Origin of the sequence: Streptomyces sp. NPDC005728, assembly GCF_040630895.1 — a bacterium.
GTDB lineage: Bacteria > Actinomycetota > Actinomycetes > Streptomycetales > Streptomycetaceae > Streptomyces.
Genome location: NZ_JBEXYL010000110.1, coordinates 1 through 25,801, shown reverse-complemented (window position 1 = coordinate 25,801; position 25,801 = coordinate 1). Strand labels below are relative to the sequence as shown.

Annotated in this window: 22 protein-coding genes, 1 tRNA gene and 2 pseudogenes; 20 read left to right on the top strand and 5 right to left on the bottom strand. The window is 68.1% G+C overall.

Annotated elements, in window-relative coordinates; genetic code table 11:
• The first annotated feature begins 259 nt into the window (after positions 1-259).
• Together ABZ471_RS40710 and ABZ471_RS40705 are read left to right on the top strand one after the other, a co-directional pair.
• Complete coding sequence (locus tag ABZ471_RS40710) at positions 260-2,080, top strand: sel1 repeat family protein (RefSeq protein ID WP_359073909.1); 1,821 nt, start codon at positions 260-262, stop codon at positions 2,078-2,080.
• A 68-nt stretch (positions 2,081-2,148) separates the two neighbouring features.
• Positions 2,149-2,222 (top strand) — tRNA-Met (locus ABZ471_RS40705).
• Positions 2,223-2,360: 138 nt separating this feature from the next.
• Here the strand turns inward: ABZ471_RS40705 and ABZ471_RS40700 are convergent.
• Positions 2,361-2,777: a Fur family transcriptional regulator gene (locus ABZ471_RS40700; RefSeq protein ID WP_359073907.1), complete on the bottom strand. Its 417-nt coding sequence runs from the start codon at positions 2,775-2,777 to the stop codon at positions 2,361-2,363.
• A 143-nt stretch (positions 2,778-2,920) separates the two neighbouring features.
• Between ABZ471_RS40700 and ABZ471_RS40695 the strand changes: the two genes are divergently transcribed.
• Positions 2,921-4,372 carry a catalase gene (locus ABZ471_RS40695; RefSeq protein WP_359073906.1) on the top strand — a complete coding sequence of 484 codons (1,452 nt, stop codon included), beginning with the start codon at positions 2,921-2,923 and terminating at the stop codon, positions 4,370-4,372.
• A 153-nt stretch (positions 4,373-4,525) separates the two neighbouring features.
• Here ABZ471_RS40695 and ABZ471_RS40690 read toward each other — a convergent pair whose 3' ends face one another.
• Entirely contained in the window at positions 4,526-4,918 is a 393-nt protein-coding gene (locus tag ABZ471_RS40690; protein WP_359073904.1) for a CBS domain-containing protein, read from the bottom strand.
• Positions 4,919-5,407: 489 nt separating this feature from the next.
• Between ABZ471_RS40690 and ABZ471_RS40685 the strand changes: the two genes are divergently transcribed.
• The 8 genes from ABZ471_RS40685 to ABZ471_RS40650 all read left to right on the top strand — a co-directional run bounded on the left by ABZ471_RS40685 (position 5,408) and on the right by ABZ471_RS40650 (position 17,562).
• A complete protein-coding gene (locus tag ABZ471_RS40685) occupies positions 5,408-7,687 on the top strand; it encodes a tetratricopeptide repeat protein (RefSeq protein WP_359073902.1) in 2,280 nt (759 codons plus the stop codon).
• Positions 7,688-7,927: 240 nt separating this feature from the next.
• Complete coding sequence (locus ABZ471_RS40680) at positions 7,928-8,404, top strand: hypothetical protein (RefSeq protein WP_359073900.1); 477 nt, start codon at positions 7,928-7,930, stop codon at positions 8,402-8,404.
• Positions 8,401-9,012, top strand: coding sequence for a hypothetical protein (locus tag ABZ471_RS40675; RefSeq protein ID WP_359073899.1), 612 nt, complete (start codon positions 8,401-8,403; stop codon positions 9,010-9,012). The genes ABZ471_RS40680 and ABZ471_RS40675 overlap by 4 nt, the downstream gene beginning before the upstream one ends.
• Positions 9,013-9,922: 910 nt before the next feature.
• The gene (locus tag ABZ471_RS40670) at positions 9,923-10,045 is read left to right on the top strand and encodes a hypothetical protein (RefSeq protein WP_359073897.1); all 123 of its coding nucleotides are present in this window, start codon (positions 9,923-9,925) and stop codon (positions 10,043-10,045) included.
• A 317-nt stretch (positions 10,046-10,362) separates the two neighbouring features.
• Positions 10,363-11,655: a helix-turn-helix transcriptional regulator gene (locus ABZ471_RS40665; protein WP_359073896.1), complete on the top strand. Its 1,293-nt coding sequence runs from the start codon at positions 10,363-10,365 to the stop codon at positions 11,653-11,655.
• A gap of 817 nt (positions 11,656-12,472) precedes the next feature.
• Positions 12,473-14,803 carry a tetratricopeptide repeat protein gene (locus ABZ471_RS40660; protein ID WP_359073894.1) on the top strand — a complete coding sequence of 777 codons (2,331 nt, stop codon included), beginning with the start codon at positions 12,473-12,475 and terminating at the stop codon, positions 14,801-14,803.
• Positions 14,804-15,245: 442 nt separating this feature from the next.
• Positions 15,246-16,034 carry a hypothetical protein gene (locus ABZ471_RS40655; protein ID WP_359073892.1) on the top strand — a complete coding sequence of 263 codons (789 nt, stop codon included), beginning with the start codon at positions 15,246-15,248 and terminating at the stop codon, positions 16,032-16,034.
• A 694-nt stretch (positions 16,035-16,728) separates the two neighbouring features.
• Positions 16,729-17,562, top strand: coding sequence for a DUF6602 domain-containing protein (locus ABZ471_RS40650; protein ID WP_359073891.1), 834 nt, complete (start codon positions 16,729-16,731; stop codon positions 17,560-17,562).
• A 234-nt stretch (positions 17,563-17,796) separates the two neighbouring features.
• On the opposite strand, the pseudogene ABZ471_RS40645 reads toward ABZ471_RS40650, so the two are convergent.
• Positions 17,797-18,099: pseudogene (locus ABZ471_RS40645) on the bottom strand (transposase); the annotation flags it as partial.
• Between ABZ471_RS40645 and ABZ471_RS40640 the strand changes: the two are divergent.
• The 3 genes from ABZ471_RS40640 (at position 18,068) to ABZ471_RS40630 (ending at position 19,836) form a co-directional block, all read left to right on the top strand.
• Positions 18,068-18,604, top strand: a complete 537-nt coding sequence (locus tag ABZ471_RS40640) for an HNH endonuclease family protein (RefSeq protein WP_359073890.1) — start codon at positions 18,068-18,070, stop codon at positions 18,602-18,604. The pseudogene ABZ471_RS40645 and the gene ABZ471_RS40640 sit on opposite strands and share 32 nt — an antisense overlap.
• Before the next feature lie 202 nt (positions 18,605-18,806).
• Positions 18,807-19,268 (top strand): GntR family transcriptional regulator, encoded by a 462-nt coding sequence (locus ABZ471_RS40635; RefSeq protein ID WP_359073888.1) that lies wholly within the window; start codon positions 18,807-18,809, stop codon positions 19,266-19,268.
• Between the two features lies 1 nt (position 19,269).
• A complete protein-coding gene (locus tag ABZ471_RS40630) occupies positions 19,270-19,836 on the top strand; it encodes an HD domain-containing protein (protein ID WP_359073887.1) in 567 nt (188 codons plus the stop codon).
• On the opposite strand, the gene ABZ471_RS40625 is transcribed toward ABZ471_RS40630, so the two are convergent.
• The gene (locus tag ABZ471_RS40625; RefSeq protein ID WP_359073886.1) at positions 19,824-20,297 is read right to left on the bottom strand and encodes an NUDIX domain-containing protein; all 474 of its coding nucleotides are present in this window, start codon (positions 20,295-20,297) and stop codon (positions 19,824-19,826) included. The genes ABZ471_RS40630 and ABZ471_RS40625 overlap by 13 nt on opposite strands.
• A 2-nt stretch (positions 20,298-20,299) precedes the next feature.
• Positions 20,300-21,031: a helix-turn-helix domain-containing protein gene (locus ABZ471_RS40620; protein WP_359073884.1), complete on the bottom strand. Its 732-nt coding sequence runs from the start codon at positions 21,029-21,031 to the stop codon at positions 20,300-20,302.
• A 782-nt stretch (positions 21,032-21,813) separates the two neighbouring features.
• Here ABZ471_RS40620 and ABZ471_RS40615 point away from each other — a divergent pair.
• The 6 genes and pseudogenes from ABZ471_RS40615 to ABZ471_RS40590 form a co-directional block, all read left to right on the top strand.
• Positions 21,814-22,107: a hypothetical protein gene (locus ABZ471_RS40615; RefSeq protein ID WP_359073882.1), complete on the top strand. Its 294-nt coding sequence runs from the start codon at positions 21,814-21,816 to the stop codon at positions 22,105-22,107.
• Positions 22,104-22,433 carry a hypothetical protein gene (locus tag ABZ471_RS40610; RefSeq protein ID WP_359073880.1) on the top strand — a complete coding sequence of 110 codons (330 nt, stop codon included), beginning with the start codon at positions 22,104-22,106 and terminating at the stop codon, positions 22,431-22,433. The genes ABZ471_RS40615 and ABZ471_RS40610 overlap by 4 nt, the downstream gene beginning before the upstream one ends.
• A complete protein-coding gene (locus tag ABZ471_RS40605) occupies positions 22,433-22,816 on the top strand; it encodes an RRQRL motif-containing zinc-binding protein (protein ID WP_359073879.1) in 384 nt (127 codons plus the stop codon). The genes ABZ471_RS40610 and ABZ471_RS40605 overlap by 1 nt, the downstream gene beginning before the upstream one ends.
• Before the next feature lie 26 nt (positions 22,817-22,842).
• Positions 22,843-23,898 (top strand): hypothetical protein, encoded by a 1,056-nt coding sequence (locus tag ABZ471_RS40600; protein ID WP_359073877.1) that lies wholly within the window; start codon positions 22,843-22,845, stop codon positions 23,896-23,898.
• Positions 23,899-24,129: 231 nt separating this feature from the next.
• Positions 24,130-24,444 carry a hypothetical protein gene (locus ABZ471_RS40595; RefSeq protein WP_359073875.1) on the top strand — a complete coding sequence of 105 codons (315 nt, stop codon included), beginning with the start codon at positions 24,130-24,132 and terminating at the stop codon, positions 24,442-24,444.
• A gap of 644 nt (positions 24,445-25,088) precedes the next feature.
• Positions 25,089-25,801 (top strand): annotated as a pseudogene (locus ABZ471_RS40590) (hypothetical protein); the annotation flags it as partial.

Genomic DNA, 25,801 nt, shown 5'->3' with positions numbered 1-25,801 from the left:
AGCTCGCTGGGCTCATAACCCAGAGGTCGCAGGTTCAAATCCTGTCCCCGCTACTCAGGTCGAAGGCCCGGATCCTTACAGGGATCCGGGCCTTCGTGGTGTGCGAACTCATGTACAGACGGGAGGGACGGCCGTGCCGCCGTGGGGAGTTGGGGGATCTGTGTTTGACTTATCTCTCTGTGGGCATGTCGACAAAACGCTGAAGTGACCTCACGGGCTGCGGTATACCGGGTGTACCCAGGTTGCAGGTGGTGCGACGATGGACGTTATGGGGGACAAGGCAACTCTGTTCGAGACAGGGCGATTTGTGCAGCCTCCGGATGAGGAGCCGACGCGGGACGAGATGGGCGACATGGGGGAAGCCGCCGAGGAGGTACGCCTCCAGCTCGCCGCGGAGACCGGCGACGCCGAGGCGACGAGCGTCCTCGGAGCCATGCTGCTGCGCCGTGGTGACCTCGACGGAGCCGAACCTCATCTGCGTGCGGCCACCGCGGCCGGGGACCGGGCCGCCGCCAACAACCTGGGTGTCCTCCTGCACCAGCGCGGCTACGCCGAGGACGCCGCCGGCTGGTGGCGGATCGCCGCCGTCGCCGGCTCGGCCGCCGCCGCGCACGCGCTCGGCCGGCACCACCGCGAACGCGGGGACGAGCCCGCCGCCGAGTACTGGCTGCGTCAGTCCGCCGAGCAGGGCCATGCACTGGGCGCGTACGCGCTCGCCGACCTGCTGGAGCACCGTGGGGACGCCGGCGCCGAGCACTGGATGCGGGCTGCAGCCGAACGCGGACACCGGGAGGCCGCCTACCGGCTGGCGCGCGCGCTCGACCGCAGGGCCGCACAGGAAGACGAGGCCGCCCCTGACAACGCTGTCGAGGAGATCGAGCAGTGGTACCGGCAGGCCGCCGCACGCGGCCACCGGCGGGCCGCGCTGCACCTCGGGGCGATCCTGGAGAGGCGCGGAGAGCTGAAGGAGGCCGGGCGCTGGTACCTGACCTCTGCCAAGGACGGGGAGGCGCGGGCCGCCTGCGCGCTCGGGTTCCTGCTGCGGGACGCCGGGGACACCGAGAGCGCGGCCGTGTGGTGGCTCAGGGCCGCCCAGGACGGCGACGGCAACGCGGCCAACGCGCTGGGCGCACTGCACGCCGAGCGCGGGGAGACGCAGACCGCCGAGCGCTGGTACCGGGCGGCGCTGGACGCCGGGGACGACAACGGGGCCTACAACCTCGGGCTGCTCTGCGCCGAGCAGGGGCGGACCGCGCAGGCCGAGCAGTGGTACCGGCGCGCGGCCTACGCCGGGCACCGTGAGGCGGCGAACGCGCTGGCCATCCTGCTGCTCCAGGGCGGCGACACGAGCGGGGCCGAGCCGTGGTTCTCCAAGGCGGCCGAGGCCGGGAGCGTGGACGCCGCGTTCAACCTCGGCATCCTGCACGCCGGGCGGGCCACCAAGGAGGACGCCAGGGCCGCGCTGCGCTGGTACGAGCGGGCTGCCGCCGCCGGGCACACCGAGGCCGCGCTCCAGGTCGGGATCGCGCGGCTGCGCGAGGGGGACGAACAGGACGCCGAGCGGCATCTGCGGTGCGCCGCCGGCGGCGGTAGCGCGGAGGCGGCGTACCGGCTGGCCGCCGTGCTGGACGCGCGGCGGCCGCCCGAGCCCGCCCACGAGCTGGGCGAGGTGGTGCACGAGAAGACCGAGTGTGAGGAGTGGTACGAGCGGGCGGCCTCCCAGGGGCATCGGCGTGCGCAGGTGCGCGTGGGCATGCTCGCGGCCGCCCGGGGCGACGTGGTCGAGGCGGCCCGGTGGTACCGGGCCGCGGCGGAGGCCGGGTCGCGCAACGGGGCGTTCAACCTGGGGCTGCTGCTGGCCCGGGAGGGCAGCGAGCCGGAGGCGGCCGTGTGGTGGACACGGGCCGCCGACGCGGGGCACGGCCGGGCGGCGCTTCGGCTGGCCCTCGTCTACGCGCGTCGCGGAGAGCTGGCGGAGGGGCAGAAGTGGGCCGACCGGGCGGTGGCCCTCGGGCCGGCGGAGGTCGCCGAGCGGGCGGGGCGGTTGCGGGACGCACTGCGGGAGGAACTGTCGGCGTGACCCCGGCCACGCGCCCGGCAACGGATTTGCCTTGGTGCACCTCCCTCACGTAATGTCGTGTTCACCGACGCGGGGTGGAGCAGCTCGGTAGCTCGCTGGGCTCATAACCCAGAGGTCGCAGGTTCAAATCCTGTCCCCGCTACTGAAGGTCTAGGGCCGGAATCCAGAGATGGATTCCGGCCCTAGGTGTGTTCACGAGCAAAACGCAAAACCGGGTGTGCTCACGAGCAGAACCAGCTGGGTTCACCAGCAAGAAAAAAGGGGGCTTGCGCCCCCTGTGTCACGCGCCCGCGCAGTTCGGGCACAGTCCCCGGTACGTCACCTCGACGTCCGACACCGTGAAGCCGAAGCGCTCCGTGTCGGGGAGATCGGCGAGCGGGTTGCCCGTGGGGTGCACGTCACGGATCGAGCCGCACTGGGCGCAGACCAGGTGGTGGTGCGGCCGGTGCGCGTTCGGGTCGTACCGCTTGGCGCGCTTGTCCGTGCTCACCTCGAGCACCTCGCCGAGGGAGACCAGCTCGCCCAGCGTGTTGTAGACGGTCGCCCGGGAGATCTCGGGCAGCTTCGCGACGGCCCGCGCGTGGACCTCGTCGGCCGTCAGATGGACGTGCTCGCCGTCGAGAACCTCGGCCACGACGCGCCGCTGCGCGGTCATCCGCCATCCGCGTCCGCGCAGCCGTTCCAGAAGGTCACTCATGGAGACCAGCCTAACAGCAACAGACCAGGTTGCGAATAGGTGTGACTTTGGAACATTATTTGAATTGGATTTAGTCCAATGTAGGATCTGGACTTGCTTTGGCCATGGGACAGGATCGGTCAGCAATGACGCAGGAGGCGCACGTGACGCAGGGACCGCTCACCACGGAGGCCGGTGCTCCGGTGGCCGACAATCAGAACAGCGAGACCGCCGGCGTCGGCGGCCCGGTGCTCGTGCAGGGCCAGCTGCTCCTGGAGAAGCTGGCCCACTTCAACCGTGAGCGCATCCCCGAGCGGGTGGTGCACGCCCGTGGCGCCGGTGCCTACGGCACCTTCACGGTGACCGCCGACGTCACGCCGTACACGCGTGCCGCGTTCCTCTCCGAGGCCGGCAGGCAGACCGAGGTCTTCCTCCGCTTCTCGACCGTGGCCGGCAACCTGGGGGCCGCGGACGCCGTCCGCGACCCGCGCGGCTTCGCGCTGAAGTTCTACACCGAGGAGGGCAACTACGACCTCGTCGGCAACAACACCCCGGTGTTCTTCATCCGGGACGCGATCAAGTTCCCCGACTTCATCCACACCCAGAAGCGCGACCCGTACACGGGCAGCCAGGAAGCGGACAACGTCTGGGACTTCTGGGGCCTGTCGCCCGAGGCCACGCACCAGGTGACCTGGCTGTTCGGCGACCGCGGCATCCCGGCGTCGTACCGCCACATGGACGGCTTCGGCTCGCACACCTTCCAGTGGACCAACGAGGCCGGCGAGGTCTTCTGGGTCAAGTACCACTTCAAGACCGACCAGGGGATCAAGAACCTCACCGCCGAGGAGGCCGGGATCCTCGCAGGTCAGGACCCCGACTCCCACCAGCGCGACCTGCGTGAGGCGATCGAGCGCGGCGAGTTCCCGAGCTGGACGGTGGGCGTGCAGATCATGCCGGCCGCGGACGCGGCGACGTACCGCTTCAACCCGTTCGACCTGACCAAGGTGTGGCCGCACGCGGACCACCCGGTCATCGAGATCGGAAAGCTGGAGCTGAACCGCAACCCGCAGAACATCTTCGCCGAGGTCGAGCAGTCGGTCTTCTCGCCCGCGCACTTCGTCCCGGGCATCGGCCCCTCGCCCGACAAGATGCTCCAGGGTCGCCTCTTCGCGTACGGCGACGCGCACCGCTACCGCGTCGGCATCAACGCCGACCACCTGCCGGTGAACCGCCCGCACGCCACCGAGGCGCGCACCCACTCCCGTGACGGCTTCCTCTACGACGGCCGGCACGGCGGCGCGAAGAACTACGAGCCGAACAGCTTCGGCGGCCCCGCCCAGACGGACCGGCCACTGTGGCAGTCCACCTCCGTCAGTGGTGTCACGGGCAACCACCCCACCCCCGCGCACGCCGAGGACGACGACTTCGTACAGGCGGGCAACCTCTACCGGCTGATGGGCGAGGACGAGCAGGAGCGCCTGATCGCCAACCTCGCGGGCTCGATCGCGGGCGTCTCCCGTGACGACATCGCCGAGCGCGCGATCAGCAACTTCCGCGCCGCGGACGACGACTTCGGCAAGCGGCTGGAGGCCGCGGTCCAGGCCCTGCGCGGCTGATCACCAGTACTGGACCGCTTGTCGTGGCGGCGGGCCGGTTCCCCCGGGGACCGGCCCGCTCGCATGTCCGGGGCCGGTGCGCGGCCGCGCACCGGTGGGCGATCCGGTGGTCTGCGTGAGGAACCCGCCGGGCTGGCGCCGTGTCCTGCGACGTCAGGCCGGTACCTGCTGCCGTGCCGGTGCCCAGCAGCGGATGATGTCGCGGACCGAGACGATACCGGCGGGCTCGCCGCGGTCGAGGACGACCAGATGCCGGAAGCCGCCGTGCGCCATGGCGCGGGCCGCCTCCTCCAGGGTCCAGGTCGGGGCGGCGAAGACGACGTCGGTAGTGGTGTGGGCGTGGGTGCGTTCGGTGTCCGGATCCTGGCCGAGGCCGACGGAGTTGAGGATGTCGCGCTCGGTCAGGATGCCGATGCCGCCGGCGTCCGGGTCGAGGACCACGGCAGCACCGACGCGGCGGGCGGACATCAGGGCTGCTGCCTGGCGGAGGGTGTGGTCGGGGCCGAGGGTGAGAACCACGGTGCTCATGGCGTCACGAACGAGCATGGGATGGGCCACCTCCTAAGGGAATCCCCGGAGCTGCGACGGCCTGGCCGGTAGTTCAGGGATTCACAAATTCACAAGTGGGGGGTGCCTTCAGGGTGCCAGGTAAAGAGCGGGTCAACAAGAGGGCGCACGGGGCCAGTTGAGGGCGTGTGCGGGGTTCTCAGGGGGCTCAGTAGCGCTGGTACTGAACTTTGCTCCCGATGGGGTGCGGCGTTGCTCCGCGCCCCGCCTGGGACCTGCATAGTTGCTGCCGATGCTTGTCGTAGTTGGTCGTCGTCGGCCGCCCTCGGACGGCCCACAGACGGCCCCGCTGGTATGCAACGGCAGATTTACAGTCTCCCTCTGCCGCCCCGGTTACTGGCGTCCTGACCTGCACGAGTGCGGTCACAAGCGTGAGTCGGTGCTCGATTCGGCCGCGTGTCGTCCACACAAGTTTGTTCTTCGTCGCGAATCGCGGGCGATCCGGGTGGGTGCGCGGGTACGGTCGGGATGCTGGATCCGACCGTGTTCGAGGGGGCTTTGGTGGCGGGCGGAGAGGCGCAGTACGGAGCTGATGGTGGGGATCACGTCGACTTCCGGGGTGGTTTGTTCAGCGGCCCGGTCACGGGCAAGGGCGACCATCACCACTACTACGGGGCCCGGCGGCCCCCGGCGGCGTGGCCACATCAGGTGGGGGTGATCCCGCCGCGGGCGGGCTCTTTCCAGACCCGCGCCGAAGTGGTTCGGCTGCGTGAGGCACTCGCGGGTGGGCAGGCCGCGGTCCTGGTGGGACAGGACACTGTGCGTGGGCAGGTGCTGTCCGGAATGGGTGGGGTGGGTAAGACCCAGCTGGCCGCCGACTACGCCCGCACTGCCTGGCAGGCCGGTGAACTGGACGTGTTGGTGTGGATCACCGCGAGCAGCGCCACCGCAGCCGCGTCCGGGTATGCGCAGGCCGCCGTGGAGATCCTGGGCGCCGAACCTGCAGACCGGGAAACGGCCGCCCGCGCGTTCCTGGCGTGGCTGGAGCCCAAGGCGAACGCTGCGCCGTGCCGGTGGCTGGTCGTCCTCGACGACGTCACTGACCCCGCCGACCTGAACGGGCTGTGGCCGCCGGCCGGCCCGCACGGTCGGACCCTGGTCACCACCCGCCGCCAGGACGCCGCCCTGGCCGGCCGTCTGATCAAGGTCGGGCTGTTCACCGAGGCCGAGTCCCTGGCCTACCTCACCGCCGCGCTGGGCGCCCGTAGTCGCCTGGAGCCCGACGAGCAGCTCATCGGGCTCGCCCAGGACTTGGGGCACCTGCCGCTCGCGTTGTCGCAGGCCGCTGCCTACCTCATCGATGCCGGCATCAGCGCTTCCGCCTATCGAGCCCTGTTGGCCGACCGTGCCGCCTCGCTGGCCGACGCCGCCCCGGAGGTCCTGCCCGACGGCCAGACCCAGACCGCGGCGGCAGCCTGGTCGCTGTCCGTCGACCGCGCCGATACCCTGCGCCCGGCCGGCCTGGCCCGCCCGATGCTCCAGCTCGCCGCGTTCCTCAGCCCCAACGGCATTCCCGAAACCGTTGTGACCAGCGCTCCCGCCCTCGCCCACCTGACCTGGCATCGCGCCGAGGATGGTTCGCAGGCAACGCCCCAGCACATGTCGCGGCAAGAAGAACGGGACAGGACTCCCGTGTCTGTCACTGCGAATGAGGCGGCCGGTGCTCTGCGGGTCCTGCACCGGCTCAGCCTCATCGACCACACGCCCGCCACACCCCACCAAGCCATCCGCGTCCACCAGCTCATCCAGCGCGCCACCCGTGACGCGCTCACCCCCGACCAGCACGACCGACTCGCCCGCACCGCCGGCGCCGCCCTCACCGCCGCCTGGCCCGTCATCGAACGCGACACCGAACTCGCCCAGGCCCTGCGCGCCAATGCCACCACCCTCACCCGCACCGCCGGAGATGCCCTGTACCAGCCCGACGCGCATACGGTGCTGTACCGGGCCGGACGAAGCCTCGGCGAAGCCGGCCAGGCCACCGCCGCCACAGCCCACTTCCAACGCCTGACCCAGACCACCAGCCACCACCTCGGCCCCGACCACCCCGACACCCTGACCGCCCGTCACGACCTCGCCTACTGGCGCGGGGAGACGGGAGACGCGGCCGGTTCGGCAGCGGCGTTCGAGGAGCTGCTGGCCGACCGAGTCCGGGTGCTGGGTGAGGATCACCCCGACACCCTGACCACCCGCCACAACCTCGCCTGGTGGCGGGGGGAGGCGGAGGACGCGGCCGGTGCCGCAGCGGCGTTCGAGGAGCTGCTGGCCGACGAAGTCCGGGTGCTGGGTGAGGACCACCCCGACACCCTGACCACCCGCCACAACCTCGCCTACTGGCGGGGGGAGGCCGGGGACGCGGCCGGTGCCGCAGCGGCGTTCGAGGAGCTGCTGGCCGACCGAGTCCGGGTGCTGGGTGAGGACCACCCCCATACCCTGGCCACCCGCAGCAACGTCGCCCGGTGGCAGGGGGAGGCCGGGGACGCGGCCGGTGCCGCAACCGCGCTCGAGGAGCTGCTGGCCAATCGAGTCCGGGTGCTGGGTGAGGACCACCCCGACGCCCTGACCACCCGCAATAACCTCGCCCACTGGCTGGGGGAGGCAGGGGACGCAGCCGCTGCCGCAGCCGCCTTGGCCGATCTACTGCCCCACACCGTGCGGGTGCTGGGCGAAGACCACCCCAACATCAGGCACATCCGGGACAGCCTCGCCTACTGGCGGGGGAAAGCGGGAGAAACACCCCGCGTCTGAAGGCTGGCGGGATCCGACGCCGTCCCCGAGCCTGACGGGCTGGTCGCATGGATTGCAAAATATTGGCGTACGCCTACGGTCCCGTTGCCCTCCACGGGTACCGCTCCTCACCCCCTTGTACTACGGCGGCTTTCAAGACCGCCCACCGTTCAATTGGAGCCGACTCCCTGATCTGGACGAGCGCCAGTTCGTCTTAAGAGTATCTGTTCGGGGCGTTCCCATAATGATGGGATCAGCGCCATGAAGAAGATCACGGCGTTAGCGGCAACCGTCCTGACCACGGCAACTCTGCTGTCCGGAGCTGCGTCCACCGCACAGGCCCGACCGCTTCCGGCCGAACCGCACCCATGGGACAAGAGGGTCCACTGCAAGGAAACCGACCCTGCCGAGCGCCACATCGTCACCCGGTTCGGCAATTCTGATTTCGGCTGGAACCACTTCACCCACCGCCACAACATCCGCAACTGTGGGATCATCGACGCCGCCATCCGAGGCGATGTCGACCACGACGACCACCACGGACGCCTGGAATACGAAGGTGTCGCCTTCGAGACCGGCCCCCGCCCGCGGCAGGTCGACTACGTCGTCATCGTCCAGTACACGCGTAAGACCAAGGACGGGATTTACGACGCCGGCCGGGGACAGAAGATCGGCGTCATCAACGCGTTCTGCCGCAACCAGCCCCACAACAAGTGCCCCGAGTGGATGAACCGGTGACAGACCCCGAAGACCGAGAGCAGCAGGCGGCCGTCAGCCGCCTGCTGCTGTACTACCTGAATGCCCCCATCGCTGAAGGCTGCTGGCTGCGTGGCGTCCTGCCCGCCCCCGGAGCCGTACGGATCGCCATCCGCGCCGGAGACGACGAAACCGGCCGGACCTTCCTGTACGAAATCCCCAACGACACGGTGGCGCCCGCCTACATCCCTGGCGTCCTGCGCACAGTCCTGGCCGGCACCCAGTACTACAGCAGCGGCGACATCAGCGACGCCATGGGGATGACGCTCATTCGCCTCCACCCGGAGGACATCCCCCCGCCCCCGGAGCCCGAAGAGGGCCAGGCGCTCACGGTCCTGCGCGCCCTGTCCGACCCCGGCGACGACGAGAACCCCTTTCTGATCGGTTTCCTGATGCACGGCGACGGCCTGATGCGCCTGTACGTGCAAAGACCCGACCGTCCCGGCATCATCGGCGCCGATGTCCGCCTGTCCAACACGCGCACCGCGCTGATCGGCTCGATCCCCACTCTCGTCAGGGAGGCGCAGCACCAACAGTCGGCACCCGACGACCCGCACTGCGATCTCCTCGTAGACCTGACCGACTGGTAGAGCTGCAACTCGGCCTGGTGCTTTCACCCGTGCCGGCAAGCGCCACCAGCTCCTGCCGCACGGCGAGTTCGCTTGGCCCCGACACTCGGACGGATGGAGCACTGGGGGCGGAGTGGCTCAGACCAGGGCGACAACCCTCGGTATGCGTCAGTCTGGCCAAGTCCTGGGAAGGCCTCGGGGGAGATTTTCTACCTGATGCCCCAGAGCAGTCCGGGCTGCGGGGCAGCGCCTCCCTCCTTCGGCAGGGGCCCGCCAAGCACATGAGCTATGGGGCCTCCAGGCCGGGCCTGGGGCCGTGGTCTTGGCTCGGTTATCAGCTCGTCTGGCCGCGTATTGGCGGTATGGGCGCCGATCGCACACGTTATGGGGGGCCAGGGCTGGCCCCGGGTGTGCGCTGCTGTTGGCGTACTGGTTGGCGTTCGCCACAGGTGGTTTGGGTGGGTCCTGATACTCGGTTGCGGTATCGGAACGTAAGGTGCGCCCGTCGCTGCCGCAGAGGTTGCTCTAGTGGGTGTCGCTTACGCGGCCCCGAGTGCATGTCGAGTGACCGACGCCACAGCATCAAGATTCGATGCATGGAACAAGGATCACACGTCCGCCAGGTGTCGTAGGCAATTTCCTCAACCAGCATTCGACATTCCGTGACCGTCTACGGATCAATGCCTCCCCGCAGGGGCAACTCGACAATGCGTTCGCCGGTCGAAACTCTGAAGCTCGACCTGAGGAAGTGCGAACTACGCGTCAAAGAGCAACTCCGCCTCGGAGTTGGCGCTGGTCGTGTCACTCATGGGGCCGTGTTGCCTACGGGACCCGCTAAGCTCTTCTCAACATCTTTCTTGCGGCGCAATCCGCCGATCGGGTCACCCGATCGGGGTCGATCGGCTCCGTGACCGAGAGGAAGGTGCCGCGTATGGAAAACCCGCCGGAAGGCGGGGAGCGTAACAACCGGAAGATCGTCAAGAAGGTATCGGTCTGGCTGATGCTTCAGGCACTGGGTGCCTGGCTGCGGCACCTGATCGACAGCCACCTTTAGACGTGTAAGGCCCCCTGCTGCAACAGAGGGCCTTCCGGGAGTTCACTCCCACACGCTGGCCCTGTGCCCCCGCCTACGGCCTGAGAAACCGTGGAGGTACAGGGCCTCTTTCCTAACCGATATACGTGGACCGCGATCCCTAAACCGTGCGGCCAACGGGCTCTAACATCGCGCTTTTCCGGGAGGTCATCCACCAGTTCTGCCGCTAAAAAACACAGCAGCGCTGGTCAAGCCTCCAGGGAAGGGGACGATGTGAGGCAGCCTCGGCTTCGGATGGTACCCCTAAACTGGTCCCAACGACGAGAAAGAGCACACAGATGGCACGGGGCCTAGCCGATTTCAGCCCCTCTGCGCTGCGTGAGTACCGAATGAACGTCGAGGGGCGTTCTGGGGTGCAAGCGATGAGCGCGGACGCGCTGGCACGCGCTGTGGGGGCCACGAAGGCGCAGATCCTGGCCTACGAGAACGGGCATCGAGTGCCGGACCCGCCGCGAGTACGGGCTCTCGCCCGGGCGCTGAAGGTTCACCCGTGGCAGCTCATGAACTTTGACGTACACAACTCGTGGACGCTTGCAGACTATCGACGCGGTGCCGGCCTGCGTGCCCAAGACGTGGTGAGCCTTCTTGGGATCTCTCCCAAGAACTATCGAAGGTTCGAGAGCGAGGGCATCGTCCCTAGCCGTCGCCCCCGGTTTGTTGACGAGGTCGCCGCCGTACTAGGCCTGCCTCGCAGGCTGTTGGAGGGGGCCATTGACCAGGCGCCAGCAGTGCAGCGTCGTCAGGCTCGCGCATTTGAACTGGTCGTGGCCATGGCTGAGCGCTATGTACCCAGACCCGGCCCCTGGCGCGGGCCTGCCCTCGATGACCCGAATCTGATCGAATTGGCCGCATCCTACGGCCGCCCCGTGCAGCGCATACGCCGTGTTCTCACATATGAGCTAGGCGAACTGCGGCAGAAGCAGGTGCGTGCCCAGCGCGAGCGCGTCATCGCGGACTATGACACCGACCGTCATCGGCAGACCGGTGCACGGCATGCCACAGAGCGTTGGAATGAGGTGTTCGATAGAATACTCGTTCGTATACCTCGGCGCCTGGAGCAGTTTCACCGTACGGCTCAGCCGTCAGATGTCTGGCAGTTCCTGGTCGACCTCTACAACGTAGATGCGTCGACGCGCTCTGACGCCGGCGTCTGGGCGGTCATGAAATTTCTTTGCTCGGATCCCGAGGTGCTGCCGACCCACCTTGTCCAACGGCACACCGTCGAGGACGTGGAGGTCTGCCGTCTTTCCACCGCGGGGGCAAGTCACGTCAATCTGTTCGGTGGTCTGTATGCAGCGCTCTACCCGGGCGTCCGCCGCCCTCTCCGAGCCACCTCTCGCGGGGGTGCGAAGACGCGTAGTCCCGGCGGACCAGAGACATTCTCGCTGTCCAACCAGCCCGAGCGCCTGGTGATTCCACAGCCACTCCTTGAATCTGCGCGCATCGTGGCCGCGGACACCAAGAGCGCTTTCCCCTTCAGGCTCAGTGCCAGGTACTACCTCATGGTGGGCACCAACTCGCTGTCGCTGGTTCACGCAGACGAGGCACTACCCATCGATGGCCGGGACTGAGTGCCACATCCCCCACAGCCGCAACTTGCACGGTCACCTCGTTGCACAGCCCCATGCCCGCCCCGGCACCTCCTGATCGGGCTCTTGCCCCTGGTCATGCACGTGGTCGCCTGGTGTCCGGCACCTTCAAGGTGATTCGGGTGCCGGACGACGGGGCGCACTACGGTCGGTGTCATTCAGGTGCGAAGGCTGCGGCTACTTCTGGCCGCTGTACACGGGCCAGGCCGTCCCGATCGACTCCTGGCGCTCGCGGATGTGGCTGGATACCTGGGTCTAGCTGGATAGACGCATCGCGAGGGCAGGGCCGTCGGCCGTGCCGTCGTGGTCGTTGGCGGTCACCGTTGGCCGCCCTCGGACGGCCCAGAAACGGCCCGGATGTGGCCCCCGGCAGATTTACAGCGGGCTAAGTCCACCATACTTGACCTGCAGGTTTGCCCCTGCGTGGCGCTGCTGGAGGATGCCTGGGGGAATCAGTTCCTGTTCCAGGTCTGCTGCGTGTCGCGAACAGCCGGTGGCCGGGGTGGGTGCGCGGGTACGGTCGGGGTGCTGGATCCGACCGTGTTCGAGGGGGCTTGGGGTGGCGGGCGGGGAGGCGCGGTACGGCGCTGGTGGTGGGGACCACGTCGAGTTCCGTGGCGGTTTGTTCACCGGCCGGGTCACGGGCAAGGAAATCCACCACCACTACGGAGCCCGGCGGTCCACGGCCGCGTGGCCGCATCAGGTGGGGGTTATCCCGCCGCGGGCGGGCTGTTTCCAGACCCGGGCCGAAGTGGTCCGGTTGCGTGAAGCGCTCGCGGGTGGCCGGTCTGCTGTCCTGGTGGGGCAGGACACTGTGCGTGGGCAGGTGCTGTCCGGGATGGGTGGGGTGGGCAAGACCCAGCTGGCCGCCGACTACGCCCGTACTGCTTGGCGGGCCGGTGAGCTGGACGTGTTGGTGTGGATCACCGCGAGCAACGCCACCGCAGCTACATCGGGGTATGCGCAGGCCGCCGTGGAGCTCCTGGGTGCCGACCCCGCGGACCGGGAGACGGCCGCGCGCGCGTTTTTGGCCTGGCTGGAACCCAAGGCGAACGCGACGCCGTGCCGGTGGCTGGTCGTACTCGATGATGTCACCGACCCGGCTGACCTGAACGGGCTGTGGCCGCCGGTCGGCCCGCACGGCCGGACCCTGGTCACTACCCGCCGTCAGGACGCCGCCCTGGCCCTGGCCGGCCGTCTGATCAGGGTCGGGCTGTTTACCGAGGCTGAGTCCCTGGCCTATCTCACCGCCGCGCTGGGCGCCCGTGAGCGTCACGAGCCCGACGAACAGCTCGCCGCGCTCGCCCAGGATTTAGGGCACCTGCCGCTCGCGTTGTCGCAGGCCGCTGCCTACCTCATCGATGCCGGAATCAGCGCCGCCGCCTACCGGGGGCTGCTGGCCGACCGCGCCATCCTGCTCGACGACGCCGCCCCGGAGGTCCTGCCCGACGGCCAGACCCAGACCGCGGCGGCAGCCTGGTCGCTGTCCGTCGACCGCGCCGACACCCTGCGCCCGGCCGGCCTGGCCCGCCCGATGCTCCAACTCGCCGCGTTCCTCACCCCCAACGGCATCCCCGAAACCGTCCTGACCAGCACTCCCGCCCTCGCCCACCTGACCCGGCACCGCAAGACTCCCGTGTCTGTCACCGCGGCCGAGGCGGCCGGTGCTCTGCGGGCGCTGGACCGGCTCAGCCTCATCGACCACACCCCCGCCACCCCCCACCAAGCCATCCGCGTCCACCAGCTCATCCAGCGCGCCACCCGTGACACGCTCACCCCCGACCAGCACGACCAAATCGCCCGCACCACCGCCGACGCCCTCACCACCGCCTGGCCCGCCATCGAACGCGACACCGAACTCGCCCAGGCCCTGCGCACCAATGCCACCACCCTCACCCGCACCGCCGGAGATGCCCTGTACCAGCCCGACGCGCATACGGTGCTGTACCGGGCCGGACGAAGCCTCGGCGAAGCCGGCCAGGTTACGGCCGCCACAGCCCACTTCCAACGCCTGACCCAGACCACCAGCCACCACCTCGGACCCGACCACCGCGACACCCTCACCGCCCGCAGCAACCTCGCCCGGTGGCGGGGGGAGGCGGGAGACGCGACCGGCGCCGCAACCGCGGTCGAGCAGCTGCTGGCCGACCGGCTGAGCGTGCTAGGTGAGGACCACCCCGACACCCTGACCACCCGCAACGACCTCGCCCGGTGGCGGGGGGAAACGGGAGACGCGGCCGGCGCCACAGCCGCGTACGAGCAGCTACTGGCTGACCAGCTGCGGGTGCATGGCCCGGACCACCCCGCCACGCTGGCTGCCCGCCACAACCTCGCCTACTGGCGGGGGGATACGGGAGACGCGGCCGGCGCCACAGCCGCGTACGAGCAGCTACTGGCTGACCAGCTGCGGGTGCATGGCCCCGACCACCCCGCCACGCTGACCGTCCGCGGCAACCTCGCCTACTGGCGGGGAGAGGCGGGGGACGCGGCTGGCGCCGCGGCCGCGTACGAGCAGCTACTGGCCGACCGAGTTCGGGTGCAGGGAGAGGACCACCCCGACACCCTGACCACCCGCAGCAACCTCGCCAGTTGGCGGGGGGATACGGGAGACGCGGCCGGTGCCACAGCCGCGTACGAGCAGCTACTGGGCGACCGAGTTCGGGTTCTGGGTGAGGACCACCCCGCCACGCTGACCACCCGCAGCAACCTCGCCTACTGGCGGGGAGAGGCAGGAGACGCAGCCGGTGCCACAGCCACGTACGAGCAGCTACTGGCTGACCAGCTGCGGGTGCAGGGCCCCGACCACCCCCACACCCTGACCACCCGCCACAACCTCGCCTACTGGCGGGGAGAGGCAGGAGACGCAGCCGGCGTCACAGCCGCGTACGAGCAGCTACTGGCTGATCAGCTGCGGGTGCAGGGCCCCGACCACCCCGACACCCTGACCACCCGCAGCAACCTCGCCTACTGGCGGGGGCATACGGGAGACGCGGCCGGTGCCACAGCCGCGTACGAGCAGCTACTGGCCGACCGAATTCGGGTTCTGGGTGAGGACCACCCCCACACCCTGACCGCCCGCAGCAACCTCGCCTACTGGCGGGGGAAGGCGGGAGAGCCACCCCGCGCCTGAAGGCCGACGGGATCCGACGCCGTCCCCGAGCCTGACGGGCTGGCCGCACGAGTTGCGGGGTATTGGCGTACGCCAACGGTCCCGTTGCCCTCCACTAGCGCCGCTCCTCACCGCCATGCACTACGGCGGCTTTCAGGGACCGACCAGTGATCGCAGCGCAGGCTGGCTCTGACGTGCCCAAACGCATTGTGAGGGTGGGCGATAGAACACCACCTGGCCGGCCGAGATGGCTTTGAAGGTGCTGCCGACGCAGCGGCAATCGGTGGTGCCGTGACAGGGCCCGCTGTGTAGCCCTGGAAGGTCTCGCCCAAGACGCGCCAGCTGCTGCACGCCGCCTCGTCCGAACCATCACTCAGGAAACGGTCACAGCGTCGCTCCTACCCGCAAAAGTGTTCGCGGTTGTCGCCCGAACGTGCTGGGTAAACGGCCTGAGGGGGTAAGTATGGCCAGTGCTGCACAAGCGGATCAGGGCGGACCCGAGCCGGATCAGGGCGGACCCGAGCCGGATCAGGGCGGACCCGAGCCGGATCAGGACGGACCCGAGCCGGATCAGGACGGACCCGAACAGGTTGCTAGACAACACGCAGGGCTCAGCGCATGGGGAACACTCCTTGCTGGAATAGCGGCCTTCCTCACGCTCTTCACGGCGTGTGTTTCGACGTACGTAGCGTTCGCAACCTACAAACATGGGCAGCGGCAGGATGTCGAGAAGCAAGAGGAGGAGAGTGCTGATTTCGCTTACCGGGTTTTGGTTAGCGAGGTAGGGGCCCTCTCAAGTACCGGTAAAGAAATGAAACTACAGGTCGAGAATAGAAACCTGTATCCCATTGGCGACCTCGGATTGCGGGTATGGGCATTGCCGAAGGTGGAGGTGAATCCTTCTGATCGGTTGAGTGATCCCACTAAGCCTCAGGTTGTTGATGATTTCATCTTTGGCCCTTCGGTTGTACCCGCGTGTGCGCGTTTGACGTTTGATGTGGCGGCTGAGGTGACGGACGATGGTGGTCGCGAGTACTTCGGCATGGTCTTCGCTGTGGCCTACTTCACTGATCGACATGGTGCGGGCTGGGTCTCTCATCACGGCGCACTTTTCCAAAGGGGAAGTTCAGAGGATCTGCTGGGAGTTCCGTCGCTTTCGAAAGACCCTTTCAGTGGCGAGAAGATCAGATATGATGTCACTCGCGTTCGTGACGTGAGGGGTAAAACCGAAAAGGCAGATAACTGCAAATGAGTGCCCGCTTTTTGAACTCTCCTTGTCTCGATTGGAGTGTAGGGGGAAACGTCAGGAGAAGAAAATCCGAGCCCGCTGTGAAGATCAAAAATGCCAGCCTTGATGCAAAGGTGCTCTTCATCGGACCGTGTGGACCCTCGCGTCCTCGTGAACAAGACACAGGCTCTCAACTCCTCGCCTCGGTCTCGTACGTCGGGACATGGGACCGCAAGAAGGGTCGGCACCTAGCGGGCTTCCATGCGGTCAGCTGCTTCGCGGGGCTCCACCCGAGCGAGGCTGTGGGCCTTAGGAGGGCTGATTGCTTCCTCCCGGAGAAAGGGTGGGGTGTTTTGACGCTTCACGGCACGCATCCCGTGTCGGGCAAGCAATGGACAGACAGTGGAGAGTGATACGACACGCGCGGCCTGAAGTCGAGGGAGGCTAAGGACTTGGCGGCCGTCCTTACGATCTGCGGCACACGTGCCTCACAACGTGGCTCAACGCGGGAGTGCCTCTGGCCGAGGCTGCGAGGCGAGTGGGTAAACTCGCCAGAGGTGGTTCACCGCGTCTATGAGGGGTGCATCTACGACCAGGAGAAATTCATTAACAAGAAGATAGAGGACGAGCTCGATCGGCCCGAGTGAGGCATTGTCAGATGTCAAATATCGCCTGTCCGCTGCAAGCGCCAGAACCGGCAGGTATCCATGGGGGATAGATGCTCAACCGAAACCTGGTCGCGATGCTCCGGTCTCACGAAAAGAGACTTGCTGCTGCGCTCGAAGAGAGTCGAAGCTCCTTCAAGCATGCTGGACTTCGCGGCGATGTCGTAGAGTTCGCCTTCCGTGACTTTCTCGATCAACACTTGCCTCGCCATTTTACGGTGGGAACCGGTGAGGTATTGGACTTGAGCGACCAGACGTCCAGTCAGACAGATGTCGTGGTCGCAAACATCGATCAGCCATTTCGGAGCGGTCTCCATGAACCTGGTGTATTTCTAATCGAGGGAGTCGCCGCAGCTGGGGAGATCAAGTCAGCGCTAACCATCAAAGATCTGGATGATTCCTTGAAGAAGGGGGCGCTCTTCAAGCGGCTCCGGAATCGCCACACGGCAGGTGAGCTGCTGACTGCGGGTGAATCGGACCTTGCAAGGTTCCATGAATGCCCGCCTTACTTCCTCTTCGCGTTCGAGAGCGTGGTTGCAACGGAGACGCTCATGAAGAAGTTGAACGAGGCACCTCTAGTCTCGGGGCCTGATGGTGCTGGCCCCTTGCTGCGGCCACTCGATGGTGTGTTCGTCTTGGGGCGGGGGAGCGCTGTCGACTACGGAGACGGGCAGGGTGCCCTGCAATGGCGTGCCGCTGCTCCTGACGGAGGAGTGGGGGCCTCGGTACCTGGCTGGATGTGGCGAGACACCGACACAGTGATTGCCGAGTTTCTGATCTGGTTGGGTGCTGTCACGCCGCGACAGGTGAGGTTCAGCCCGGTCGCGGTGCACTACCTCATCCGGCACATGCAGACGCTGCAGGCCGGCATGGCGGACGGCGAGTAGTTCCGGAAGCGCACCGTCTATCGCAGGTCCATCGTGATCAGTGAGCTTCTTCCCTGCAGGTCACCAGCGCCCAGGTGTCCAACCGGGCCATTCAGCGCGATGAGACACCGGGCCCACCCCACCTCATGGCCGCCCCCTCATACGACCAGTAACCCGGGTCGGTACCTCCGATCGCAGCTGGTCACGTCCGCGGGAGTGGTGTATCGACGGCCACTCGGTGATCTCGTTTTGAGGCTATGCGGTGAGTTCGGTGGGCAGGGCGGTCTCGTCGGCTTCTGACTCGATCGGGTGGAGGCGGGCCTTGGCGAGGAGGTCGAGTCCCATGTAGCGGCGGGCCTCGGTCCATTCGTCGTTCTGCTCGGCCAGCACCGCGCCGACCAGCCGGATCAGGGCGGTGCGATCGGGGAAGATGCCGACCACGTCGGTGCGACGGCGGATTTCCTTGTTCAGCCGCTCCTGCGGATTGTTCGACCAGATCTGCCGCCAGATCTCGCGCGGGAACGCGGTGAAAGCCAGCAGATCGTGCTGGGCGGCATCGGAGCGCACCAAGTTCAAGCACTGGGTCGACGCCGACAAAGACGGCTGCACCACGCGAGCCGAGGTGCTCAAGGCCGAGGCCGTGACCGCACCTGAGCAGGGCCCGAAGTGCGCCCTCACCGGCGGCCAGTGGTACTCGCCATACGACGACAAGTACATCCAGGGGCCGAGCGGCCTCGACATCGACCACCTGGTCCCGCTCGCCGAAGCCTGGGACTCCGGCGCCTCGGCGTGGACAGCGAAGGAACGAGAGGCCTACGCCAACGACCTCGGCGACGACCGCGCCCTGATCGCAGTCTCCGCAGCCTCCAACCGATCCAAGGCCGACCAGGACCCGACCACCTGGCTGCCACCGGCCAAGGACTACCGTTGCCAGTACGCTACCGACTGGGTCGCAGACAAGACCCGCTGGGGCCTGAGCATCGACACAGCCGAGCAGACCGCAATCTCCGATGTACTCCGCCACTGCCCGGACGCCCCGATCACCGTCACCCTGGCCAGGTAACCCGTCAATGAAGCTCCTGCCCCCACTCGGTAGGCAGGGGCTTCATCGCCGTACGTCCTCGGCGGACGAGACCGGATTCCGGGCCCGGTCAGACCACGATGAGACCACAACTCTCCACTCAGTCGACGGTCTCAGCCCCTCCGCAGCAGTCGCCAGTCGTGCGATTCTTGCGACTGTGACGGGAGACCAGAGAGGAGAGCGAGTGTCGCAGCAGGCCAGTCCTCGGGGGACCTTTCTGAAGATCGCTGACGCGTTGAAGTCCCGGATCGAGGCGGACCCGGACATGACAGAACTTCCGTCTGCTGTTGATCTCATGCGTGACTACAAGATCTCGCGCGGGGTCGCCCTCCGCGCCTTCGGTGTGCTCCAGCAGGACCGCGTTGCCGAACCGGTGCCAGGCGGACGGTGGCGTGTCGTACGAGCGGGGGAGCGAACCGACCCGCGGCCGCTGGAACAGCAGATCGCAGACATCATCATGGATGAAGGCTTCCAAGAGGGCGCAGCGTTCCCCAGCGCTTCCGCTTTGGCTGACCGGTTCGGAGTCTCGCGGCCCACAGTGACAAAGGCCTTGGATAAACTGGAGGCTGCCGGCGTGCTGGCGAGTGGAGGGCAGGGCAGGGTGCGGACGGTCCGCGCCGTGCCGAATCGAGAGGAGCGTTCGTAGCTTGTCGGAGCTGACGGAGTGGGCCTATCCCCTCGCCGAATCGCTACTCGCCGAGCCGCTACCACGCCGGTGGCGCCATTCGCAGGGCGTGGCCGAGCGGGCGCGCGCCATTGCGCCCATCCTCGAGGAGGACGCGGAGTTGCTGGAAGCCGCGGCAGTGCTGCACGACATCGGATACTCACCCGACCTGGCCAAGACGGGCTTTCACCCGCTGGACGGCGCTCGATACCTGCGTGAGGTGGCACGGGCTGACGAGAGGGTTGTACGGCTCGTTGCGCACCACTCGTGCGCGTGGATGGAGGCCGAAGCGCGCGGGCTCCGAGAGGAGCTGGAGACCGAGTTCCAGCGCGAGACTCCCGAACTCACGGACGCTCTCTGCTTCTGCGACATGAACACCACGCCGGAGGGCACCCCGACGAACCCCGTGGACCGCGTGAACGAGATCGCCGGCCGCTACGGGCCGGAGAGTCTCATCGGCACATTCATCCGCCGCGCCGAACCGGAGATCCTGGCGAGCACTGCACGCGTCCTCGAACGGCTCGCCGTCACCAAAGGTCAGCCGATGTAGGGAGCCGTCCGCGTCCGGTCTATCGCGTGCTCGATCCTGAGCTGCATGGTTGGGTGAATGTCGTACTGAGGCAGGTCCGTTGGGTCCACCCAACGGACCTGTGTCGTCTCGTTGCTCGTACGCAGGTCACCGCCGACCGGCCGCGCACGGAAGCACATGCTGAACTGCTGCCGGACCTCACCGTCGTCGTACTGAAGGACGTGCCCGGGGTCGGTGTAGATACCGGTGAGTTCGCTGACTTCGACCTTGATCCCAGTCTCTTCCCAGACCTCACGTACGACGGTGTCGCTGATGAACTCGCCCGCATCGTGCCCCCCGCCGGGAAGTGCCCAGCGACCGTTGTCGGAGCGTTTGATCAACAGGACTTGTCCCGCTGCGTTCTGCACGAACGCCACGACAGACGGCACCACCGAGTTGGCCGGCGGGGCGGCAGGGTCGTTGTAGTAGTCAACGCGTCCCATGCTCAGGCTCCCTTAAAGTCCGCTTCCGTTGCCTGGCGTGCACCACCCCAGGTTTGTTCGATGCTATTCGCGTACGTGTCGAACAGTCCGCCGCCCGGCAGTCTCCGGAGGTGGAGTACGGGGGCCAAGTAGGCCGCAACACCATAGACGTGGGTGTTGACCAGGATCTCGTCATCTGCGCGGTAAAGGGAGTTGTAGAGCGTCGCGTCGTGCAGGCGGAACCGGATCTCGGGGTGGCTCTCGAACAGCGGGCGGTAGTTGATCAGGGCATTGCGAATCTTGCCGTCCATGATGCCGTGCCCCTCATCGATGCCGCGCTGCTTCACCGCAGCGCAGTTCGGATCACCGAGCAGGATCCGCACCTGGGTCTGCCCCATGGCGCCGCCCGCCTCCACTTTCCGCCGGAGCAGGTCAAGGAACTGGGGATCCTCTGACAGGAACAACCCTGAGTACACAAGGACGTCCAGATACTGCTCAGCGCGCCCATACATCTCGCGCCACAGGCCGGTCGGAACCATGTGGCGGTGCGGGTAGACGTTGACGATCTCCGCTTTACTCAGGTCCGCCGCGCTCTCCACCGCCCGACTGTCGTTCCACAGGGTCGTCACGTCCACCTGGAGTTCCGCCGCCGTCGCGTATTGGTGACGCCGGTACGGCACCTTCCCCTGCGTTATCCATCGTTCGATCGTCTTCGGGTTTACCTGGATCTTGTCGGCAAGCTCCTGCACGGTCATGCCCCGAGCCAACAGGGCTGATCTCAAACGTTCGTTGGACATCTGCACCCCCGATGGGACGTCTAGGGACTTCTCGAAGGTAGCCAGAACTCCCAAAGCTGTCCACGGACGGGGTGCACAACTCCCCTGATCTGCAGTGATTCTGATGGTGCGCCAAGAAGTCTGCGGTGCAAGACCAAGAGGTTCCGCCGATGTGCTTGACGGAACACTATGCAGTACCTGTAAAACAGGTACTGCATCAGCTGGATGATGGCTCGGCTGGCCAGCGGCTTCGTGCCACATGTGCTTGACCTGCAAGAACCGCACCACGAGGAACCCCGCCGGATCCGCTTACACGCGGTTCGAGCGGTAGGGGAGACGTAGAAGTCCGTCGTCTTCACGGAGTGATCGGTGTCATCGGCTAAGCCGTTGGTCTGACCCTCGGGCGTGGACCCGGGGACTGGATCGCGGGGATCCCGGTGGTTGGGCTGCACCCGGTCCATGACACCCGGAAGGGAGGGCGCATCCACTCAGCGAGTGACGACTGAGTGGCGCGGTGACCGCGCGCCGGCCAAGCGGAAGGGAGCAAGGCGCGTACGGAGCCGCGAGACGACAGTGACGGGCTTCCCGTCACTCGTCATGCGGGCAGGGCGCCGGCGTCACGTCGGTGGCCTGCCCGTTTGATGAGGACTTTCGCAGGACCCACCCGCACCGCATCCGGTGCGGTTCCTTTCCCATGGCGCGCGCCCCGTAGAGGCACCTCCGGGCGCGTTCGTGCCGCTCCACTGTGAGGAGAGACCTCCATGAAGTACATCGTTGCCGGCCATCAGGCCGTCACCGACGCGGAGTTCGCCGAACTGGCACTCGGCACCCCTGTTGAACTGTGGCTCGGCGTCGAGAACGAGAGCGACGAGGAGCGCGCGGCCCGCCTGGACGCGGCACGCGACATCCTCGCCGACCCCGAGTACCGCGACCTGCCCGACGACCTGATCCGCCTGGCCGCACAGGTGGTCGAGGACCACCCGGACCTGTTCAACGTGGTCCCGCTGACCCGCCCTTCCCACCGCCACACGGCGCGCAAGGGGGTGGCGGCATGAGCGACAGTCTGACGCTGGCCGACTTGTCCGTCCCGCTGCGAGCGCTGCGCCTGCTGGCCGTGGACTTCGGGCACCTGGCGGCGCCCGCCGCGCACGTGACCCCCATTTGGCCCGACCGGCTGGAGCTGGACTTCCACGACGACCTGGCCGGATTCGAGGCTTGGCGCGACGCGCTGGGCATCGCCCCCGACGCGGTCACCCACGGCACGCAGAGCGACGGCCGTACGCGCGTCCTGCGCACCATGACTGAGTACGGCGGCGCGAAGCTGGAGCTGATCGGCTACGGCCGAATTCCCGACCCGGAGCTGACCGGAGCGGCGGCCTGATGTCGGGAGCGTTCGGCCAGTGCTTCGACCCGACCGGAACCCGCTACGGCATCCCCACCTACCCCTGGCGCCTGGCCCCGGACGGCCTGGCCACCCGCCGCCAGCTTCGCGCCCGCGGCTTACGGCCCGGTGGGCAGCCGATCGCGGCGCAGGTGATGCGGCTCAACCGGCGCTCCGGAGGCGTCCGGGTCGGCTACCTGTACCGGATCGACCGCGCCAAGGCCGTCCGTCCGATGACCTCCCGCAGGTGGGGCGCGCTCGCGCTGGCGATGCTCGCCCGGCGCACCTGCCCCCGCTGCCGACTCGATGTCGGCTACTGCATCCCGCGCTCGCACGGAATGTGCGGGATGTGCATCGCTGCCGAGGAACAGCGCACTCCCTGAATCCCCCGACGACAGGAAGAGACCTGATGAACGACGTGCAGGAACGCCCCCTGAGCAGGGGGCAGGCGGTGGTACTGAGTGCCGCCGCGGTACCCATGGTCACGTTCGGTGGCATGGGGGCGTGGGGCACCTACAGCAACATCACCAGCGTGTTCCACCGCTCCGCCACCGCGCTCGGTGTCGTGGCCGCGGGTGAGGGCGCAACGCTGGTTCTCGCGCTGGTCCTGGTGGGGCTGACCATGCTGGGCCAGTCCTCCCCGACGGCCGTGCGCATCGGGCTGTGGACGCTGCCCGCGGTGGCCTCCCTGACCGGCGCCGCGGTCGCCAAGACGACCACAGAGGCGGTGGTGTTCGCCGTCACCCCGATGGCCATGTGCGTGGCGGCCGAGGGCATGGGCTTGCTGGCCCGCCGGATCGTGGTCTACCGCACCGGCGTCGACGCCGAAGCCCAGCGCCGCAACGCCACGGTCATGCAGCGGCTCGCCTACCACCGGGCCCGCGCCGCCAACCACCCCGAAGACAAGGCCCGCAACAAGTCGGAGCTTCAGTCGTGGAAGCTCGCGCAGAAGGCCGGCGTGGGTGACGCTCTGCTCGGGGCCCACCTGGTCGACGTGCAGCGCGAGCGGATGACAGCCGGCGCGGACGCGGCCCTTGCGGGCATGTTCGCCCTGCCCGTCACGGCCCCCGCCCCGGCCGTGACGGCCGCTCCCGAGCCGCTCGCTATCGAGGTTGCGGACGAGGAGCGCGTCACACCCCCCGTGACGGAGGAAGACACGCAGGTCACGCCCGAATTCGAGACTGTGCCACCGGAGCCCGTCACGCCCGTGACGGCACCCGTCACACCGCCCGCGACGCTGGAGGAGATCGCCGCCGTGGCCGGCGTGCCTACCCCACGGTCCGGGGAACCGCTGACCGATGCACAGCTCGTGGCCGTCCTGCGGCACCTGCGCTACGCCGACGACCCGCCGCTGTCCTACCGCCAGGCCGTGGCCGCCTTCCGTGAGGCGGGGTTCGTAGGCGGTGAGCAGCGCGTGCGCCGCGCGTGGGGCTCGCTGATGTCCCACGAAGAATCTGACGCCTGAACCGGCGTCCGGCACCACCAATGAGGGCCAGCCCACTGCAATTGGGCTGGCCCTCGTTGCGACTGCCGGAAGCAGTCGAGCACCAGTGAAGCAGACCCGGTGAGCCCCGGCGAGCGGCACCTTCGCAGACCCGGAGAGCAGACCCGGAGAGCAGGCCTCACCGCCCCTGCGGGCGCCGTCCGGCAGGGCACACCGCTTTCATCTCCACTGAACCAGAAGGGAACTTCCCTGGTGAACCGCACATCCCTCGCGCGTCACCGCCTCACTCAGCTCGCCGCTGCCGCAGTGTCCACGGCCTTGGCCGCGGGCATCGGGGTACGCCTGGCCAGCTACGGCGTGCCCCTCACGCTGCTGATGGGCTGCTCCCTGTCGTGCCTGGCCACCTTCACCGCCCTGCTGTTCCGGGTGGTCGATGCGCTGTCCACGACCCTGCACCGGTGCACGCAGCCGGGCTGCGACTTCCAGGTGCGCCTGACGCGCGCGGACGCTGCCGAGTGCCGGCGGTGGCAGGAGATCGCCGCCAGTCACCCGCACCGCGCCGTTTAGCAGCGCACCTCAGCCCCTTGTTGGCAGGCCCGGCCAGCACTTTCCACGGCCCTGGCCGGGCCCAACTCCCCAAGAGGAGTGCACTCAGCATGACGGATCTGAGCACAGAGCCGGTAGCCGTCCAGGCTGCCCCGATACCGCCCTCCCCGCCGCCCGAGACTGCGCCTGCTCCGGCGAAGGCCGCCGACGGTGTGGAGCACACGCCCGGTGGCTGGCCGGTCGTTCCGCTCGCCCTGTCCGGGGCGAACACGACCGTGGGCATGGTCGCCGCCGCCTCGCTGGCCAGCGGCCCAGTCGCCGCCGTGGCCGCAGCCACCAGCGCCGCGGTCCTCGGCACGGTCGCCGCCGTCCGCTCCCGCAGGCCCAACCCCCGCCGTGACGCACGGCGAGCCGTAGCCCGCGCTGCGGGCCGTACGGCTGCTCGGGCCGCTGGCCTGCGCAGCACCGGGATAGGAAGCCGGACAGGTGGCCGCTCGCCGGTCTCCCGGGCTGGTGGTGCTGGTGGCCGCTCGGGTCGGGTGCCGGGCCAGCAGCAGCGTGGAACCGGCCCGGCTACCCGCCGCGCTGGCACGGCAGCAGGCGGAAGCACGCGAAGCCGTGCCGGTCACGGCGCTACGAAGCCCACGACCGGAGCAACGGGCTGGATGAGTGGCCGGGTTGGGCAGGTCAGGGCGCTGCGGGCGGCGCAGCAGGCTGCGGCGGGCTCGCGGGCCGGGCAGCGGGCACAGACCACCGCGGCTCGCCGCGCGGTCGCCGATGCCCGCCGCAACGCCAAGACCAGCGGCGGTGCCGGTCTCACCAGCCGTGCCGGACGGCGCAGCCTGGCAGGCCGCACCCTCGGAGCAGCGGCACGCAAGACCCGCGGCATACGGGATGCAGCGATCGCCAAGAATCGTGCCGCCCGTGACCGCAAGGCCGCCGCCACGGTCACAGCGCAGCGCGGCACGGTCCGTAAGGCACCCCCGCGGCGGGCGGCCCGAAAGGCGCTGCGCGGGTCCGCAGCCCGCTTCCAGGGACGCCGGCTGCTTGCCGCCCTGCTCTCCCTGCCCGCCAGGGTGCTGGGCTGCCTGACCACGCCGATCGGCCGGAAGTTCGGCATCGGCTGGCTGATGCATCCCGGGCGGCGCCTGTACCGGCGCCTGGTCGCGGCCGCGGCCGCGCAGCACACCGGCAGGGACGCGACGATCCGCCAGCAGCTCGGCCAGCAAGAAGCCGCCGCGGACGCCGAAGCAGCCCAGGACGCCACCGACGGCATCGGTGAGCACGTCCAGCGGCCCGCCGCACAGATCCCCACCACACCCACCATCCCCACCACTTCGCAGGTCAGTGAAGGAGTGCACGTGTCCGGTTTCCGCTT